This is a genomic window from Streptomyces xanthophaeus (assembly GCF_030440515.1).
Classification (GTDB): domain Bacteria; phylum Actinomycetota; class Actinomycetes; order Streptomycetales; family Streptomycetaceae; genus Streptomyces; species Streptomyces kutzneri.
Genome location: NZ_CP076543.1, coordinates 1322476 through 1337612, shown reverse-complemented (window position 1 = coordinate 1337612; position 15137 = coordinate 1322476). Strand labels below are relative to the sequence as shown.

15 protein-coding genes, 1 tRNA gene and 2 pseudogenes are annotated in these 15137 nt (G+C 73.7%); 11 read left to right on the top strand and 7 right to left on the bottom strand.

From position 1 onward, the window contains the following. Window positions 1-158 precede the first annotated feature (158 nt). Complete coding sequence (locus KO717_RS05730) at window positions 159-935, top strand: hypothetical protein (RefSeq protein ID WP_301364771.1); 777 nt, start codon at window positions 159-161, stop codon at window positions 933-935. Here the strand turns inward: KO717_RS05730 and KO717_RS05725 are convergent. From KO717_RS05725 to KO717_RS05715, 3 genes are all read right to left on the bottom strand, one after another. Continuing rightward, on the bottom strand, window positions 916-1896 hold the full coding sequence (locus KO717_RS05725; RefSeq protein WP_301364770.1) for a formylglycine-generating enzyme family protein: 981 nt from the start codon (window positions 1894-1896) through the stop codon (window positions 916-918). The two genes, KO717_RS05730 and KO717_RS05725, sit on opposite strands and share 20 nt — an antisense overlap. Window positions 1897-1951: 55 nt before the next feature. Further along, window positions 1952-3382, bottom strand: coding sequence for a sulfatase family protein (locus KO717_RS05720; RefSeq protein ID WP_301364769.1), 1431 nt, complete (start codon window positions 3380-3382; stop codon window positions 1952-1954). Between the two features lie 260 nt (window positions 3383-3642). Beyond that, entirely contained in the window at window positions 3643-4056 is a 414-nt protein-coding gene (locus tag KO717_RS05715) for a hypothetical protein (protein WP_189741309.1), read from the bottom strand. Between the two features lie 469 nt (window positions 4057-4525). On the opposite strand from KO717_RS05715, the gene KO717_RS05710 reads away from it, so the two are divergent. Then, a complete protein-coding gene (locus KO717_RS05710) occupies window positions 4526-6193 on the top strand; it encodes a glycoside hydrolase family 71 protein (RefSeq protein ID WP_301364768.1) in 1668 nt (555 codons plus the stop codon). Window positions 6194-6208: 15 nt separating this feature from the next. Here the strand turns inward: KO717_RS05710 and KO717_RS05705 are convergent. Continuing rightward, window positions 6209-6504 (bottom strand): annotated as a pseudogene (locus tag KO717_RS05705) (YybH family protein). On the opposite strand from KO717_RS05705, the pseudogene KO717_RS05700 reads away from it, so the two are divergent. Continuing rightward, window positions 6458-6968: pseudogene (locus tag KO717_RS05700) on the top strand (LysR family transcriptional regulator); the annotation flags it as partial. The pseudogenes KO717_RS05705 and KO717_RS05700 sit on opposite strands and share 47 nt — an antisense overlap. A gap of 92 nt (window positions 6969-7060) precedes the next feature. Further along, window positions 7061-8245: an aminotransferase class V-fold PLP-dependent enzyme gene (locus KO717_RS05695; RefSeq protein ID WP_301364767.1), complete on the top strand. Its 1185-nt coding sequence runs from the start codon at window positions 7061-7063 to the stop codon at window positions 8243-8245. On the opposite strand, the gene cobF is transcribed toward KO717_RS05695, so the two are convergent. Further along, window positions 8232-8984 (bottom strand): precorrin-6A synthase (deacetylating), encoded by a 753-nt coding sequence (cobF, locus tag KO717_RS05690; protein ID WP_301364766.1) that lies wholly within the window; start codon window positions 8982-8984, stop codon window positions 8232-8234. The two genes, KO717_RS05695 and cobF, sit on opposite strands and share 14 nt — an antisense overlap. An 18-nt stretch (window positions 8985-9002) precedes the next feature. On the opposite strand from cobF, the gene KO717_RS05685 reads away from it, so the two are divergent. From KO717_RS05685 to KO717_RS05670, 4 genes are read left to right on the top strand one after another with little or no spacing between them, the layout of a single operon-like run. Beyond that, the gene (locus KO717_RS05685) at window positions 9003-9758 is read left to right on the top strand and encodes a (Fe-S)-binding protein (RefSeq protein ID WP_301364765.1); all 756 of its coding nucleotides are present in this window, start codon (window positions 9003-9005) and stop codon (window positions 9756-9758) included. 17 nt (window positions 9759-9775) lie between these two features. Beyond that, complete coding sequence (locus KO717_RS05680; protein WP_437184627.1) at window positions 9776-11233, top strand: lactate utilization protein B; 1458 nt, start codon at window positions 9776-9778, stop codon at window positions 11231-11233. After that, entirely contained in the window at window positions 11230-11862 is a 633-nt protein-coding gene (locus KO717_RS05675) for a LutC/YkgG family protein (protein WP_301364763.1), read from the top strand. The genes KO717_RS05680 and KO717_RS05675 overlap by 4 nt, the downstream gene beginning before the upstream one ends. A 4-nt stretch (window positions 11863-11866) precedes the next feature. Further along, complete coding sequence (locus KO717_RS05670) at window positions 11867-12262, top strand: VOC family protein (RefSeq protein WP_301364762.1); 396 nt, start codon at window positions 11867-11869, stop codon at window positions 12260-12262. 208 nt (window positions 12263-12470) lie between these two features. Here KO717_RS05670 and KO717_RS05665 read toward each other — a convergent pair whose 3' ends face one another. Further along, window positions 12471-12947, bottom strand: a complete 477-nt coding sequence (locus KO717_RS05665) for a DUF309 domain-containing protein (RefSeq protein WP_301364761.1) — start codon at window positions 12945-12947, stop codon at window positions 12471-12473. A 108-nt stretch (window positions 12948-13055) separates the two neighbouring features. Here KO717_RS05665 and KO717_RS05660 point away from each other — a divergent pair. Then, window positions 13056-13129 (top strand) — tRNA-Pro (locus KO717_RS05660). A gap of 89 nt (window positions 13130-13218) precedes the next feature. Here KO717_RS05660 and KO717_RS05655 read toward each other — a convergent pair. Continuing rightward, entirely contained in the window at window positions 13219-14193 is a 975-nt protein-coding gene (locus KO717_RS05655; RefSeq protein WP_301364760.1) for a LuxR family transcriptional regulator, read from the bottom strand. A gap of 322 nt (window positions 14194-14515) precedes the next feature. Between KO717_RS05655 and KO717_RS05650 the strand changes: the two genes are divergently transcribed. Next, entirely contained in the window at window positions 14516-14695 is a 180-nt protein-coding gene (locus KO717_RS05650; RefSeq protein ID WP_301364759.1) for a hypothetical protein, read from the top strand. A gap of 7 nt (window positions 14696-14702) precedes the next feature. Continuing rightward, window positions 14703-15053: a hypothetical protein gene (locus tag KO717_RS05645; RefSeq protein ID WP_301364758.1), complete on the top strand. Its 351-nt coding sequence runs from the start codon at window positions 14703-14705 to the stop codon at window positions 15051-15053. Window positions 15054-15137 lie beyond the last annotated feature (84 nt).

The following is a 15137-nucleotide window of genomic DNA, read 5'->3' as shown; positions in this document are numbered from 1 at the left end:
GTGCCCGCCGGGGCGGAGTCGTGTCCGCCGGAGCGAGGTCGTGTCCGGCGCCTTCCGGGACGAGGTCCTCATGGGACTCCTGGCCGAGGCGTGGGCCCTGCGCTAGCGTTCGGGGTCGGTGCCCCGGGGGGCTTCAGCGAAAAGGCTCTGGGGGTTCTGTGGCACGTCGTTCCGACACGTCCTGCGGCGGTATCGGCTGCCTGGCGCTCCTGCTCGTGCTCTTCGTCCTGCCCACCGTCGGCTATCTGCTGGCTGTGCCGCTGGCGCTGCCCGATCTGCTCGCCGAGCAGTCACCGCCGCAGCAGCTCCACGGCTTCGGCCAGTACCTCGTCGTCTACGCCGTCCCGGCCGTCGTGGCCCTGCTGCTGGCCCTGTTCGCCTCGCGCCGGCGGACCGGCGGCTGGTGGCTGGTACCGGTCCGGGCGGCGGTGCTGCTCGCGCTCGTCGCCGGGGTGCTGTGGTGGACGGAGAGCAGGGTCGGGGAGTACCCGGTGTGGAACGTCCGGGCCACGGCCGAGAGCATGGCCGCAGGACTGGTGGCGCTCGCCTTCGTCGTGGCGGTCCGCCGGTGGGACGCCTCGCGCGGCGGCCCGCGCGTGGCCGCCGGCACCCGCCGGCCGGCGCCGGGGGAGATCTGGCTGGCCATGGTGCCGCTGCGCGAGGACCCGGCGCGGCAGCTGCGGCACTACTGCGTGGTGCTGGCCGTCCATCCCGGCCACGTGGAGGTCGCCCAGATCACCACCAAGGACAAGGACGGGCGCGCCGACCACATCCGGATGCCCAACGACGGCTGGGACAAGGCCTCCGGCCGCGCGCACTGGGTGGAGTTCGGCCGTCCGCCGCGCCGGGTCGAGTACGGGATGTTCCTCAAGTCCCGGCCGCAGGGGCGCTGCCCGGCCCCGGTGTGGCGGCAGCTCAGCCGGCAGCTCGGCTGATCCCGGCCGCCACGTCCGCGGCGACGTCCGCCACCCCGTCCGCAGCCACCCGGAAGCCGATGTTCCCGGCGGAGCTGTCGGGGGTGTTGCGGGTGCGTGCCGCGACCCGGTATCGGTTGCAGTACGAGTCGTGGCACATGTGGGAGCCCCCGCGCATGGTCCGTTCCGGGCCGGCGGGCGAGAAGCGGTCGGCGGACCACTCCCATACGTTGCCGACCGCCTGGTAGAGGCCGTACCCGTTGGGCCGGAAGGCCTTGGCCGGGGCCGTGCCCGCGTACCCGTCGGCCCGGGTGTTGTGGACCGGGAAGTCACCGTTCCAGATGTTGCACATGTACCGCCCGCCGGGGCGCAGCTCGTCGCCCCACGGGTAGCGCTTCTGCTCCAGCCCGCCGCGCGCGGCGAACTCCCACTCCGGCTCCGTGGGCAGCCGGGTCCCGGACCAGGCGCAGTACGCCTGGGCATCGTGCCAGGAGACGTGGACCACGGGGTGGTTCTGGCGGGCGGCGGAGGAGGAACCGGGCCCCTCCGGACGGCGCCAGTCGGCCCCGGAGACCGCCCGCCACCACGGGGTCCCGGCCACCGCGGGCGAGGCGGCCGCGAGTTCACCCGTCAGGAAGCCCGCGAAGACGAAGCTGAAGCCGAAGGACTCCGCCTCCGTGACATGGCCGGTGGCCTTCACGAAGGACGCGAACTGCGCGTTGGTGACGGTGGTCGGGGCGATGCGGAACGCCCCGACCACCTCCCGGCGTACCGGACCCTCGCCGTCCGCCGGGAACCCGTCCGGGTCCTCCGTCCCCATCAGGAACCGGCCGCCCGCGAGGGCGACGAGGTCGCGTACGGCCCGGGCCGCCGCCGGGTCCGCCGCCGGCGCTCCCACGGGCGCGGGTCCCGGCCGCCGGGCGAGGGTCAGGACCTCGGCGGCGGGCTCGCGTCCGGGGGTGCAGCAGGGCTCGGGCGGCATGGATCTCTCCTGGGGACGGTACGGGGGTGGCCGGAGCGGTACGGATCCGCCCGGGTCAGCCGGCGCGGTCGGCGGCCAGCCGTGCGGCCAGCGCCGGAATGCCGAGGGCCTGTTCCTGTGCCGGGGTGGCCTGGTGGAGCAGGTTCCGCAACTGGTAGGGGTCGCTCACCAGGTCGTAGTACTCGCGGAAGGCCACCTGCCCGGTGCCGGAGACCGCTCCGGTGGCATCGGTGTGCAGGTTGTAGTACTCGGTGTACTGCTTGTCCTTCGCCACGTACGAGGCCCAGGTCTTCGGTCCGGTGCCGCCCGTGCCCTGCTTCCACCACTGCACCAGCAGGTGGTCGCGGTCGGCCGCGGTGAGCAGCGAGTGCCCGTCCTGGGGGGTGTCCGGGGTGATCCCGGCCGCGTCCAGGACGGTGGGCGCGATGTCGATGTTGGCGACGATCCTGCTGTCGGTGGTGCCGGAGCCGAGGCCGCCGGCGGGCCAGGAAAGGTAGAACGGCACCTCGTGGGCGGGGGAGTAGGGCACGGACTTCTTCAGCCAGCCGTGGTCGGCCCAGGTGTAGCCGTTGTCCGCGGTGTAGATGACGAGGGTGTTCTCCAGCTGGCCGAGGGCCGCGAGCTTGTCGCGGACGGCCTGCACGGCGTCGTCCACCGACAGCAGCGCGCGCAGCTGGCGGCGGCGCAGCTCCTGTGCGTCGGCGAGGGTCGCGGTGGCGTTCTGGATGTACGCGGGCTTGTCGCCGCGGTCGGCCTCGGGTACCGAGGGGCGGCCGTTCCAGGCGGGCACCGGCGTCTCGGCGTACTTGGCGGCGGGCACGTTCGGCTCGTGGGAGGCGTAGGGCGCGACGTACGCGAACCAGGGGCGGGTGTCGGTGGCCGCCTTGTCGAGAAAGGCGAGGGTCCTGTTCTTGATGATGTTGGTGGTGTAGCCGGGAAGCTGCTGGACGGTGCCGTCGATGTTCCACTGCGCGTTGTTGAAGCCCGGCTGGAGCAGCGCGAACTCCTCGAAGTGCGGTGGAGCGTCCGCGAGGGTCCATGAGTTGAGGTACTTGCCGAAGAGACCGGTACGGTACCCGGCCTGCTGCAGCCGGCGCTGCACGGTGGCGGACTGGTCGAGGCTGTGCGAGGCGGCGTTGTTGCGGACGCCGTGGTGGTGCGCGTGGCGGCCCGAGAAGACGGAGGAGCGGGAGGGCGCGCACAGGGGTGTCGCGGAGTGCCCGTGGGTGAAGGTGACGCCGTGGCCGCCGAGCCAGTCGACGAGCTTCGGCAGGGCCCAGTCGGTGTGCTTGGGCTGGTCGTCGGTGACGATCAGCAGGATGTTCGGCCGGGCCGCGGCGCCGGCCGACGGGGCGGCGCTCGCGGCACCGGCCAGGGCCGGGGTCGCGGCGGCCGCGGCCACCGCCGCGGCGCCCGCGAGGAAGCCGCGTCTGCCCACCGGGGCGGTGCGGGGCGCGTTCCGGGGCGTGCTGGTGTGCTCGCTCACGAAGGGTCTCCTGTACGTGCGGGGACGGGAACGTACGCACGGGGGTTCGCGGCGCTGCTCGCGCACCGCCGAACCCGCAGGTCAGACCCTAGAACCGGGGTGTGGCAGCACCGTGGCGGGGCTGTGGCGGCTCCATGGCGGCGCTGTGCCGCGCACGTAACGGGGCTCGGCGGAGCCGGAGCGGGAGCCGGAGCCCGGCGGACCGAAGTCCGTGGAGCCGAAGTCCGTGGAGCCGGAGCCTGCGGATCAGAGGCGGTGGATCAGAGCCGGTGGATCCGCTCCTGCTCGAAGGCCAGCGGGGACCGCCCGGCCGCCAGGATCCGCAGCCCCGGCGCCACCGCCAGCAGGTTCCGCAGCCAGGCCAGGGCGTCCGGGCCGAGCTGCTCCGCGCCGTCCAGGACGAGCAGCATGTCCCGTTCGGCCAGCCACGAGGCGGTGTTCGCCGTCCCGCAGGCCGGGGCGGGCATGCCGGGTACGGAGCCCAGTTCGGCCGTCAGCTCGCGGACTCCGTAGCCACCGTGCTGCGGATTCATGGCGACGACGGCCACCCCGTCGTAGAAGTTGGACGCGATCCGCCGCGCGATCTCCCGTACCAGCAGGCTCCGCGGCTCGCGGAAGGCTCCCGCCACGGTCAGCACGCGCCCCCGCCGGACGGCGGTGAGCAGCCGGGACATTTCGGCGGACGTCGCCGGCAGTGTTCCGGATAAGCCGTTTTCCTTCATCGACCCGGCTTCCCCCATGGCCCCGGATTCCCTCATCGGCACGATGCCCCCCACTGCATGCGTGACCAAGCGCGGCAAGAGGGTTTTTTCGAGCCGCGTGACGACGATTATGCGCCACTTGTGCCGTAAGGCTAGGGGAATGTCGCATTCCGAACGACGCGTTCGCTGCGGCCCAGGTGGGGACGTCGTCCGGGCGCCGGACGGGCGGCGTAGTTCCCGTGGTCCGCGTGACGTACGCACCCGAACTCCGGCTCCTGGGAACGGTTGTCCGGAAGCCGGGATTGGGCTCTACTGCTGTGCAGCCCCTACGAGGGGCATATTCGCGGGAGGGACCAGAATGACAGCGGACCGGCGAACGGACCGGCGAGCACAGCACCGTGCGGGCCGGCGGGCACGACGCGCGGGCCGGGCGGCCGGACCCGTGTCGCACCGGCGCCGGCCGGCCTTCCGGGGCCGCAGGCCGCTGCTCGCCACGCTGCTCTCCGCCTTCTTCCTGGTCGGCGTCTGCGCGGCCACCGGAATCGCCTGGGACCCCCGCGACGCGGCTTCCGTACAGGAGGCCGCCGCCCGCGGCGGCGGACTCCCGGCCGCCACCGGGACCGGCGGCGCGCCCGGCACTCCCGGCGGAGCCTCCCCGTCCCCCGCCGACCCCCCGGCGCCCACCCAGGGCGCGGCCGCCAAGGGCAACCCCAAGGGCGCGGTGGACTCCGGAGCCGAACGCCCCACCGGAGCCCTGCCCTTCGACATGCCCTCGCCGGCCGCCCTGCGCTCCGGCGGCGGGGGCAAGAAGCTGGTGTTCGCCCACTACTTCACCCCCTACCCGCTCTCCCTCGACAACGCGGCCGCGGACCGGGACTACTACACCCGCAACTACCTCGACCCCGACGGCGAGAGCGGGAAGCACGGCCGGTACGGCGGCCTGCTGCGCGACCGGCCGCTGCCCGTGGCCCCGAAGAGCGGCGACTGGGAGTACGCCAACCTCCAGCAGGAGGTGCGCACGGCCCGCGCGGCAGGCATCGACGGCTTCACCCTCGACCTGCTCTCCTTCTCCGGCAAGAACTGGGACCGCTGCAACCTGCTGATGGCGGCAGCCCGTTCGGTGGACCCGGCCTTCAAGATCATGCTGATGCCGGACATGACCTCGCTGAAGACCGACGACCCCGCCGTACTCGCCGGCGCGATCGCCACGCTCGCCGACGCCTCCGCCGCACACCGGCTCCCCGACGGCCGCCTCGTCGTCTCGCCCTTCAAGGCGGAGGAGAAGAGCGTCGCCTGGTGGACCGAGGTCATCGCCCTCCTGAAGTCCGAGCACGGCATCCGCACCGCCTTCGTCCCGCTCTTCCTCGACTTCGGCGCCCACAGCGGCGAGTTCGCCCCGATCAGCCACGGCTTCTCCGAGTGGGGCAGCCGCAGCTACGTCGGCCAGGAGAGCTCCACGCGCGACGTCCGGCGGGCCCACGACATGGGCAAGATCTGGATGCAGCCGGTGTCGGTCCAGGACGCGCGCCCCAACCAGGGCATCTACGACGAGGCGGGCAACACCGCCACCCTGCGCTCGACCTGGACGCGCGCCATCGAGGACGACGCCGACTGGGTGCAGCTCACCACCTGGAACGACTACTCGGAGGGCAGCCAGTTCGCACCCTCCCTGCACAACGGTTACGCGTACCTGGACCTGACCTCGTACTACCTGACCAAGTTCAAGACGGGCGGCTGGCCGAAGATCGTCCGGGACACCCTCTACCTCTCCGCGCGCACACAGTTCGCGGACGCCGACCCGACGGGCGACCAGTCGCTGGTGATGTCGCTCCGCAAGGGGAGCGCCCCGGCCCGGGACAAGGTGGAGGTGCTCAGCTTCCTCACCGGGGCCGGAGCGGTCCGGACGACCGTCGGCACCGCGGACGGCAGTTACGAGGCCCCCGCCGGGATCCACTCTCAGCTGCTCCCGCTGAAGGCGGGCACCAGCTCGGCGCAGGTCGTCCGGGACGGCAAGGCCGGAGTGAAGGTCGACCTGCCGTACCGGGTGGACCACAAGGTGGAGGTGCAGGACCTCCAGTACTACGCGGCGACCAGCGGCCGCGAATCGTAGGGGGCGTCCTGCCGATCAGGCCGGAGGGGTGAATTCCGGCTGGTCGAGCAGGCGCAGCCGGCTACCGTCGCTCCGGCGCCGCACGACCTGCGCGCGAGCTCCGGAGCCGTCCTTCGCGGCGGGGTCGAGGTGAGCGCGATGCCGCCGCTGACCAGCGTCGGGAGCGGGGCCTCCGGCTCGAAGACCGGGCGGTGGGCCGGCACCTTCTCCCACAGCGCCCGGATCGCCTCGCGGCCCACCGTCCGCTCCCCGGGCGGGTACGCCATCACCGCGTCCTCCTGCTTCACCCGGGCGGCCGAGCGGGTGCACATCAGCCGGTCCGGGGTCAGCGCCCGGATCCGCCGACCGGAACAGGAGCTCGCCGCCGAGCTCTTCGACCCGCTCGGCCCGCACCACCGGCCTGACCGAGGCCGGAGCGGCCGCGCTCGCACCCGCCCGGGCCGCGCTCGCCGCCGCCGAGGCGGTCGGCCGGGCGGTGGGGGACGTGGCCGGCGTGATCCGGGGCCGGGTCACGGTCGGCATGGTCGTCGGCTGCACCGTCACCCCGCTGTTCGACGCCCTCACCGCCTTCCACCGGGCCCACCCCGGTGTGGAGATCGCCCTGCTGGAGGACAACTCCGACCGGCTCGCCCAAGGGGTCCGCGCCGGCGCGGTGGACGTGGCCCTCACCGGGGCCGCGACCGCCGCACCGGCCGGACCGGCAGCCCTCACGCTCGTCAGCGAGCGGCTCGTCGTCGCCGTCCCGCCCGATCACCCGCCGGCTCGCCGGCGCCGGCGGCGGTCTACCGGAGCCGGCGGCGGTCTACCGGAGCCGGCGGCCGCGGGAGATGATCCGCAGGACAGCCGCGCCGCATCCCCGGAGGAGCAGTGACCGAGCCGATACGTCCCGCCGGACCCGCCCACGAGTTCCCCGCCGGACCCGCCCACGAGTTCCCCGGCGGACCCGCCCTGTTCCGCCTCGACCCCCGCGTCGCCCACCTGAACCACGGCTCCTTCGGCGCGGTGCCCGTCCCCGTCCAGGAGGCCCAGGCCGCGCTCCGCGCCGAGGTCCACGCCGACCCCGACGCCTTCTTCATCGCCGTCCCGGACCGCCTCGCCGAGGCCCGCACCCGGATCGCCGCCCACCTCGGCGCCGACCCCGGCGGGATCGCCTTCATCGCCAACGCCACCGAGGGCGCCAACCTCGCCCTGGACGCCGTCCCGCTCGCCGAAGGCGACGAGATCCTGGTCACCGACCACGGCTACGGCACCGTCGTCGCGGCCGCCGCCCGCCGCGCCCCGGTCACCACCGTGGCCCTGGACCCCCACCTGCCCGACGAGGACGCCGTACGCGAGAGCGTGCTGGCCGCGCTGACACCCCGTACGAAGGTGGCCGTACTCGACCACGTCAGCTCGCCCACCGCCCGCATCATCGCCTCCCCGCAGCTCCTCGCGGACCTGCGCGACCGCGGGGTCACCACCGTCGTCGACGGCGCCCACGCCCTGGGCATGCTCCCCGACCCCCTCGCGGGCGGCGCCGACTTCTGGTTCGGCAACCTGCACAAATGGGGCTACGCGCCCTCCGGCAGCGCGGTCCTGGCCGTCGCCCCGCAGCACCGCAGCCGGATCAGGGCCCTCGTACCGTCCTGGGAGGACCAGCACGGATTCCCGCGTTCCGTCGAGAACCGCGCCACCGCCGACTACACCGGCTGGCTCGCCGCCCCCGAGGGGCTGGACCTCCTCGAACGCCTCGACGCGGCCAAGGTCCGGGCCCACAACAGCGCACTGGCCGCCCACGGAGCGGCCCTGCTCGCCGAGCTCCCCGGGCTCACCCCGCTCCCGCACGGCGAGGCCCTCGCCATGCGCACCCTGCGCCTGCCGGCCGGGGTCGCCGACACCCCGGACCGGGCCCGCGCGCTGCGCGAGCGGATCGCGGCCGAGCAGGGCATCCGGGTGCTGATCTGGCCCTGGCCGGGCGGCGGCGGCATCCGCGTCTGCGGCCAGATCTACAACCGGCCCGAGGAGTACGAACGCCTCGCCGCCGTCCTCCCGCCCTACCTCAGCCGCGCCTGAGCAGGTACGTGTCCATGATCCACCCCTTGCGGGCGCGGGCCTCGGTGCGCAGCTCCTCGATCCGCCCGGCGACCTCCGCGAGCTTGCCCGAGACCAGGATCTCGTCCGGGGTGCCCACGTAGGCCCCCCAGTAGATGAAGAGGTCCTGGTCCAGGTGGGCGGTGAAGGCGTGCCGCGCGTCCAGCATCACCACCACGTCGTCCACGTCGTCCGGCCAGCCCTCGGCCAGCCTGCGGCCGGTGGTGATCTGGACCGGGCGACCGACCCGGTTCAGATTGGTCCGGTGCCGTGCCAGCAGCGCCGAGATGCTGCTGATGCCGGGCACGACCTCGTGCTCGAAGGTCACCCGGCCGCGCTCCAGCACCTCGTCGAGGATCGCGAGCGTGGAGTCGTAGAGGGAAGGATCGCCCCAGACCAGGAAAGCCCCGGTCTCGCCGTCCGCCAGATCCTCCGCGATGAAACGCTCGAAGAGCCCGGCCCGCGCGCTGCGCCAGCCGTCCACCGTCGGGGTGTAGTCGGCGGGCGTCCGGTCCCGGTCCGGGTCGCGGCCCTCCACCAGCCGGTGGCCCGGCCGGGCGTGCGCGTCGAGCATCGCGCGCCGCAGCCCGGTCAGATCCGCCTTCTCCTCGCCCTTCTCCAGGATGAGGAATGCGTCCGCCGCGCCGATCGCCCTGACCGCCTGGAGGGTCAGATGGTCCGGGTCGCCCGCGCCTATGCCGATCACTGAGAACTTCTTCACCGGGCTATTGTGCCCATCATGCGAGCCGCCCTGTTCGTCACCTGCGTCAACGACGCGCTCTACCCGCGGACCGGCATCGCCGTCGTACGCCTCCTGGAGCGGCTCGGGGTCGGCGTGGACTTCCCGGCGGCCCAGAGCTGCTGCGGGCAGCCGCAGTACAACACCGGCTACCGGTACGAGACCGAACCGCTGATGCGGCGTACCGCGCGGGCCTTCGCGGGACACCCGTACGTGGTCACTCCCTCCGGGTCCTGCGCCGCGATGCTCCGCGAGCACTATCCGCGCATCGGCCGCAAGGCGGAGGCCGAGGGGCGCGGCAGCGAGCTCGCCGAGGCGGCCGCCGCGCTCGCGCCGCGCGTGTACGAGCTGACCGAGTTCCTGGTCGACGTGCTCGGGGTGACCGACGTCGGCGCGTACTACCCGCACACCGTCACCTACCACCCCTCCTGCCACGGCCTGCGCAGCCTGGGCCTAGGGGACCGGCCGCGGCGGCTGCTGGCCGCCGTCAAGGGCCTGAACCTGGTCGAGCTGCCGGGCGCCGAGGAGTGCTGCGGCTTCGGCGGCACCTTCGCCGTCAAGAACCCGGACGTCTCGACCGCCATGGGCACCGACAAGATCACGGCAGCGGCCGGCACCGGAGCCCAGGTGCTGTGCGGCGCCGACAACTCCTGCCTCGCCCACCTGGACGGCCTGCTGCGCCGTGCGGACATCCCGCTGCGGACCCTGCACCTCGCCGAGATCCTGGCCGCGACCGAGGAGGAACCGCCGTCGTGACCCGTACCCACCTGGGCATGCCGGCCTTTCCCGCCTTCCCCGCCGCCGCCCGCGAGGCCGTACGGGACGGGGTGCTGCGCGCCAACCTCCGGCACGCCACGCACACCATCCGCGACAAACGTGCGCGGGCCGTCGCCGAACTCGCCGACTGGGACCGGCTGCGCGCCGCGGGCAAGGCCGTCAAGGACCACACCCTCCGCCATCTCGACCGCTACCTGCTGCAGTTGGAGGAGGCCGTCACGGCCGCCGGCGGCACCGTCCACTGGGCCGCCGACGCGGACGAGGCCAACCGGATCGTCACGGAACTGGTCCGCGCGACCGGCGAGCGCGAGGTCGTCAAGGTCAAGTCCATGGCCACCCAGGAGATCGGGCTCAACGAGGCCCTGGAGGCCGCCGGGATCGCCGCGTACGAGACCGACCTCGCCGAACTCATCGTGCAGCTCGGCCACGACCGCCCCTCCCACATCCTGGTCCCGGCCATCCACCGCAACCGGGCCGAGATCCGCGACGTCTTCCGCGCCGAGATGGGGGGCTGGGGCCGGCCGGCGCCCGAACCCCTCGGCGACGACCCGCGGGAACTCGCCGAGGCGGCCCGCCTGCACCTGCGCGAGAAGTTCCTGCGCGCCAAGGTCGCCGTGTCCGGGGCCAACTTCATGGTCGCCGAGACCGGCACGATGGTCGTCCTGGAGTCCGAGGGGAACGGCCGGATGTGCCTGACCCTGCCCGAGACCCTGATCTCCGTCGTCGGCATCGAGAAGGTCGTCCCGACCTTCCGCGACCTGGAGATCTTCCTCCAGACGCTGCCGCGCTCCTCGACCGCCGAGCGGATGAACCCGTACACGACGATGTGGACAGGCCTCACGGAAGGCGACGGGCCCGCCGCCTTCCACCTCGTCCTCCTCGACAACGGCCGCACCGACACCCTCGCCGACGAGACCGGCCGCCAGGCCCTGCGCTGCATCCGCTGCTCCGCCTGCCTCAACGTCTGCCCGGTCTACGAGCGCGCCGGCGGCCACGCCTACGGCTCCGTCTACCCCGGCCCCATCGGCGCGATCCTCAGCCCCCAACTCCGCGGCACCGGCAGCGCGATCGACGCCTCGCTGCCCTACGCGTCCACCCTGTGCGGAGCCTGCTACGAGGTCTGCCCGGTCGCCATCGACATCCCCGAGGTCCTCGTCCACCTCCGCGAACGCGTCGCCCAGGGCGGCCCGGTGACCCGCGACGGCGTCCGCGTCACCCTCCGCCCCGCCGACGGCCACACCGCCGAACGGGCCGCCATGCGCGCCGCCCGGCTGCTCCTGGACCACCCGGGGGCCCTGCGCGCGGGGGAGCGCCTGCTGGCCAGGGCCCGGCGGCTGGCCCCCCGCCGGCTCCCCGGAGCCGGGCGGGCCTGGACCGACAGCCGCGAACTGCCCACCGTGGCGGCGCAGTCCTTCCGCGACTGGTGGGCCAGGGAACGGAGCAACCCGCAGTGAGCAGCAAGGACCGCATCCTGGGCCGGATCCGCCGGGCTCTGCGCGACGACGCGCCCGCGGAGCCGATCCCCCGCGACTACCTCCCCGTCCACGGGGCCCGGACCCCGGCCGAGCGGGTGGACCTGCTCGCCGCCCACCTCGCCGAGTACCGGGCCGTGGTCCACCGCACGGACGAGGAGGCGCTGCCCGCGCTGCTCGCGCGGCTCCTCGACGCGCGGGGCGCCCGGTCGGTGCTCGTCCCGCCCGGCCTGCCCCCGCACTGGCTCCCGGCCGGGGGCCCCACCCGGGTACCCGACCGGGCGGCCTCCACCCCGTACGAACTGGACCGGGTCGACAGCGTGGTCACAGGCTGCGCGCTGGCCGTCGCCGAGACCGGCACGATCGTCCTCGACGGCGGCCCCGACCAGGGCCGGCGGCGCATCACCCTGGTCCCGGACCACCACATCTGCGTGGTCCGCGTCCCGGACCAGGTGGTGGACTCCGTTCCGCAGGCCCTGCCGCTCCTCGACCCGACCCGCCCCCTGACCTGGATCTCCGGCCCCTCCGCCACCAGCGACATCGAACTCGACCGGGTGGAGGGCGTCCACGGCCCCCGCACCCTGGAAGTGGTCCTCGTAGGCACACAATGAGGGCATGCCCTCGCACATCGCCCTCACGGCCCTCCTCGTCCACGACTACGACGAGGCCATCGACTTCTACACCCGCGCCCTCGGCTTCGACCTCGCCGAGGACACCGCCCGCCCGGACGGCTCCCGCTGGGTCGTGGTCCGCCCGCCCGGCGCCACCGAATCCGCGCTCCTCCTGGCCCGGGCCAAGGACGAGGCCCAGCGCTCCCGCGTCGGCGACCAGACCGGCGGCCGCGTCGGCCACTTCCTGTACACCGACGACTTCACCCGCGACCACGCCCGGATGACCGCCGAGGGCGTCCGCTTCCTGGAGGAGCCGCGCCACGAGCCGTACGGCTCCGTCGCCGTCTTCGAAGACCTGTACGGCAACCGCTGGGACCTCCTCCAGCCCGCCACCCGCTAGGCCCCTGTCCGCAAAGTCCCGCCTGCCCCGCGACGCCTGGCACCGCACCTCGCCGCGCTGTCGGGCGCGCCCAAGTACGTCCAGTACTCGGGCGCCCCTCCGCCTTGCGAGGCTTCCCCTAGGCCCTGCGGGCCTGGGGAGACCCCATGGCACCAGACGCCGCGGGGCCCGCCCTCCGGGCGGCCGGCGCTACTTTGCGGACACGGCCTTAGCCGGGTCCCAGCCTCGGCGCCTCCCGTGCCGCATCGACGGCCGGGCCCCCGTCCGCCACCCGGCCGGCCAGCTCCCCGGCCCACCGGACCAGGCCCGGCACGTCGACCCCGTACGGGCCCCCGTCCAGCCCCTCGATCCCGGCGGCTCCGCGCCGCAGCAGCCGCGCCCCGCCCACCGCGTTGCCGCGCGCGGCGTGCGTCAACCCGACGGCGAGCTGCGCGAGCCCCCGCCAGAGCGGGGCCGCGGCCGCGGCCCCGGACTTCCAGGCATCCTCGAACACCTCGTGCGCGTGGAACGGCATCCCGGCGTCCAGCAGCCGCTGCGCCTCCCGCACGGTCTCCCCGGGGGAGCGCACCACGCCCTCGGGCTGGCGCTCCACCCCGGACACCCCGTAGGCGAGCGGCCGCCCCAGCCCATCCCTCGGCCGCGCACTGCGCGCCCGCCCGTCGACGTCCCGATCCCGTGTGTTCACCACCCCATCCTCCCCTTCACCGATTACCCGTGCATGCACACCCCTCGGCGTGGGGTAATGTTCTGCATGTGCCGCCGGGCAGGGGGAAACCCCAGATCACAGGCACAACGGGACGTGGCGCAGCTTGGTAGCGCACTTGACTGGGGGTCAAGGGGTCGCAGGTTCAAATCCTGTCGTCCCGACTGTAAAGTCGCAGGTCAGAGGCCGTTTCCACCGGATGGTGGGAACGGCCTTCTCTGTTGTCCGGGCCGGCGGCCGCGGGGCGTTCGCGCTACAGCCAGCCCCGCTGGGCAGCTTTGAGGCCCGCTTCGAAGCGGCTGGTGGCGCCGAGCCGTTCCATGATCGAGGCCATGTGGCGGCTGACGGTGCGTGACGAGATGCCGAGGCGTTGTCCGGCGGCGTCGTCGGTGAGGCCGCCGGCCAGTAGGCGCAGGAGTTGGCGTTCGGTGTCGGTCAGGCCGGTCGCGGGATCGTCGGACCTCAGGGCGCCGAGCGGGACGGCGGTGGCCCAGGCCTGGTCGAAGAGGTCGAGGAGCGCGGTGACGAGGCCGGGTTCGGTGACGTGCAGGGCGCCCTTGCGGGTGTCGGCGGGGTCGATGGGGACCAGTGCGTGGGCCCGGTCGAAGATGACGAGGCGCTGGGGGAGGACGGGGGCGGTGCGCACCTCGCTGCCGCGGCTGAGGAGCCAGTGGGCGTGGGTGGTGGTGTGCGGGTCGTTGCGGGTGGTGTCCTGGTAGAGGGTCTTCATGACGACCCCGCGCGCCAGCGGTTCCTCGTCGGCGGCCCGTGCCGCCGCGAGGTCCTCGGGGCGGTGGCTGGAGCCGGGGTGGACGCCCAGGCACTCCTGCGACATGCCGTGGGCCAGTTGCTCGATACGACGCTGGATGGCGTCCATCCCCAGGAGGCGCTCTCCGTGCGTGGCATGGGAGCCGGCGCGTTCGGCGACCAGGCGCGTGACGGCCGCCCGGGAGGCTGCGAGCTGGGCCTGACGGGCGGCCAGGTCCGCCTCCTGGCGGGCGAGCATGTCCGCCAGGCCGACATCGGGGGAGACGGCACGCACACGGCCGAGGTGGTCGGCAGAGGCCCGCACCAGCATGAGGCGGGCGAGTTCGTCCAGGCAGTCGTGAACCTGGGCGGGGGAGGCCCCGCACAGCTCGGCCAGCCGAGCGACACCGTGGTCGGTGTGGTCGAGCATGGCCTGGTAGACCCTGCTTCCGAGCACACTCAGGCCCAGCGTTTCCAGCATCGTGTCCCCCCCGGGTCCGCGCCCGGACCGTCCGCGGTCCGCACGCGCACCGCATCGTCGCACTTCGCACACCAACCCTTCAAGATCTTTCAGCTTCGCGGTGCTCTTGATTTGACGTGCCCATGACATGACGTCGGGATGGCGCCAGGCGAGTTGACGACAGCCACAGGTGCTTCCCGGGGCACCGGTCCACCGGCGAAGCTGTTCATCGCCGCCAGGGAACGCCCCGCCGGCCAGGAAAAGGCACCGGAACGAGCGTCAACCGCGGGACGCGAAACCGGAACCGATCCACCGTCACATCTCCAGCGAAGGACCGAACGCCATGCCCCGCACCCGTCTCCGTCCGGCCACCGCGGTCGCCGCCCTCGCCGCCGGAATCATTGCCCTGCTGCCCTTTGCGGTCGGCGGAGCCCACGGGACCACCCCGGCCACCGCCACCGCCACCGCCACGACGGCGACCGGCGTCACCACCTCCCCCGGCAACAACGCGCAATGGGGATAGACACGGGATGGACTGCGTCTACACCAGCCTGCGACGCCGCCCCGAGGCGCCGCCCACATCGGCGGGTGAGGTAGCCGAGGTCCTCGGCATCCTTTGGGCGCACACCACGCCGGAGGATGGCCTGGAGCACATATCCGGCTCCGCCGAGAGCGACCGGGTCGATCTCCTCCTGTACTTCCTGTCGCCCGCTCCCGACTCGCCCGCTCTCAACTCGCCCGCAGCCCACGGCCCGCTGCACCGGACTGCCGCACTGCTCGCCCGTGGCCACGAGAGGTCACCCACGCTGCAGCGGCGCTACCTGCCGCCCGCCGGGGCGCCGGGTTCCCAGGCCGACGACCCGCGACGCGCGAAGGCCTGACCGGTCGCCGCACCCGCATCGCCGAACCCCGCCGCCGGCACATCCGGCGGCCGCGGCTCCCCTGCGCCTTCCGCTGCCCGCATG

What these genes read in the sequence shown, in the direction of transcription:
- KO717_RS05725 (WP_301364770.1), bottom strand. Translation starts at nt 1,896, where the DNA reads ATGCCGCCCGAGCCCTGCTGCACCCCCGGACGCGAGCCCGCCGCCGAG.
- KO717_RS05715 (WP_189741309.1), bottom strand. Translation starts at nt 4,056, where the DNA reads ATGTCCCGGCTGCTCACCGCCGTCCGGCGGGGGCGCGTGCTGACCGTG.
- KO717_RS05685 (WP_301364765.1), top strand. Translation starts at nt 9,003, where the DNA reads ATGCGAGCCGCCCTGTTCGTCACCTGCGTCAACGACGCGCTCTACCCG.
- KO717_RS05680 (WP_437184627.1), top strand. Translation starts at nt 9,776, where the DNA reads ATGCCGGCCTTTCCCGCCTTCCCCGCCGCCGCCCGCGAGGCCGTACGG.
- KO717_RS05670 (WP_301364762.1), top strand. Translation starts at nt 11,867, where the DNA reads ATGCCCTCGCACATCGCCCTCACGGCCCTCCTCGTCCACGACTACGAC.
- KO717_RS05655 (WP_301364760.1), bottom strand. Translation starts at nt 14,193, where the DNA reads ATGCTGGAAACGCTGGGCCTGAGTGTGCTCGGAAGCAGGGTCTACCAG.
- KO717_RS05650 (WP_301364759.1), top strand. Translation starts at nt 14,516, where the DNA reads ATGCCCCGCACCCGTCTCCGTCCGGCCACCGCGGTCGCCGCCCTCGCC.
- KO717_RS05645 (WP_301364758.1), top strand. Translation starts at nt 14,703, where the DNA reads ATGGACTGCGTCTACACCAGCCTGCGACGCCGCCCCGAGGCGCCGCCC.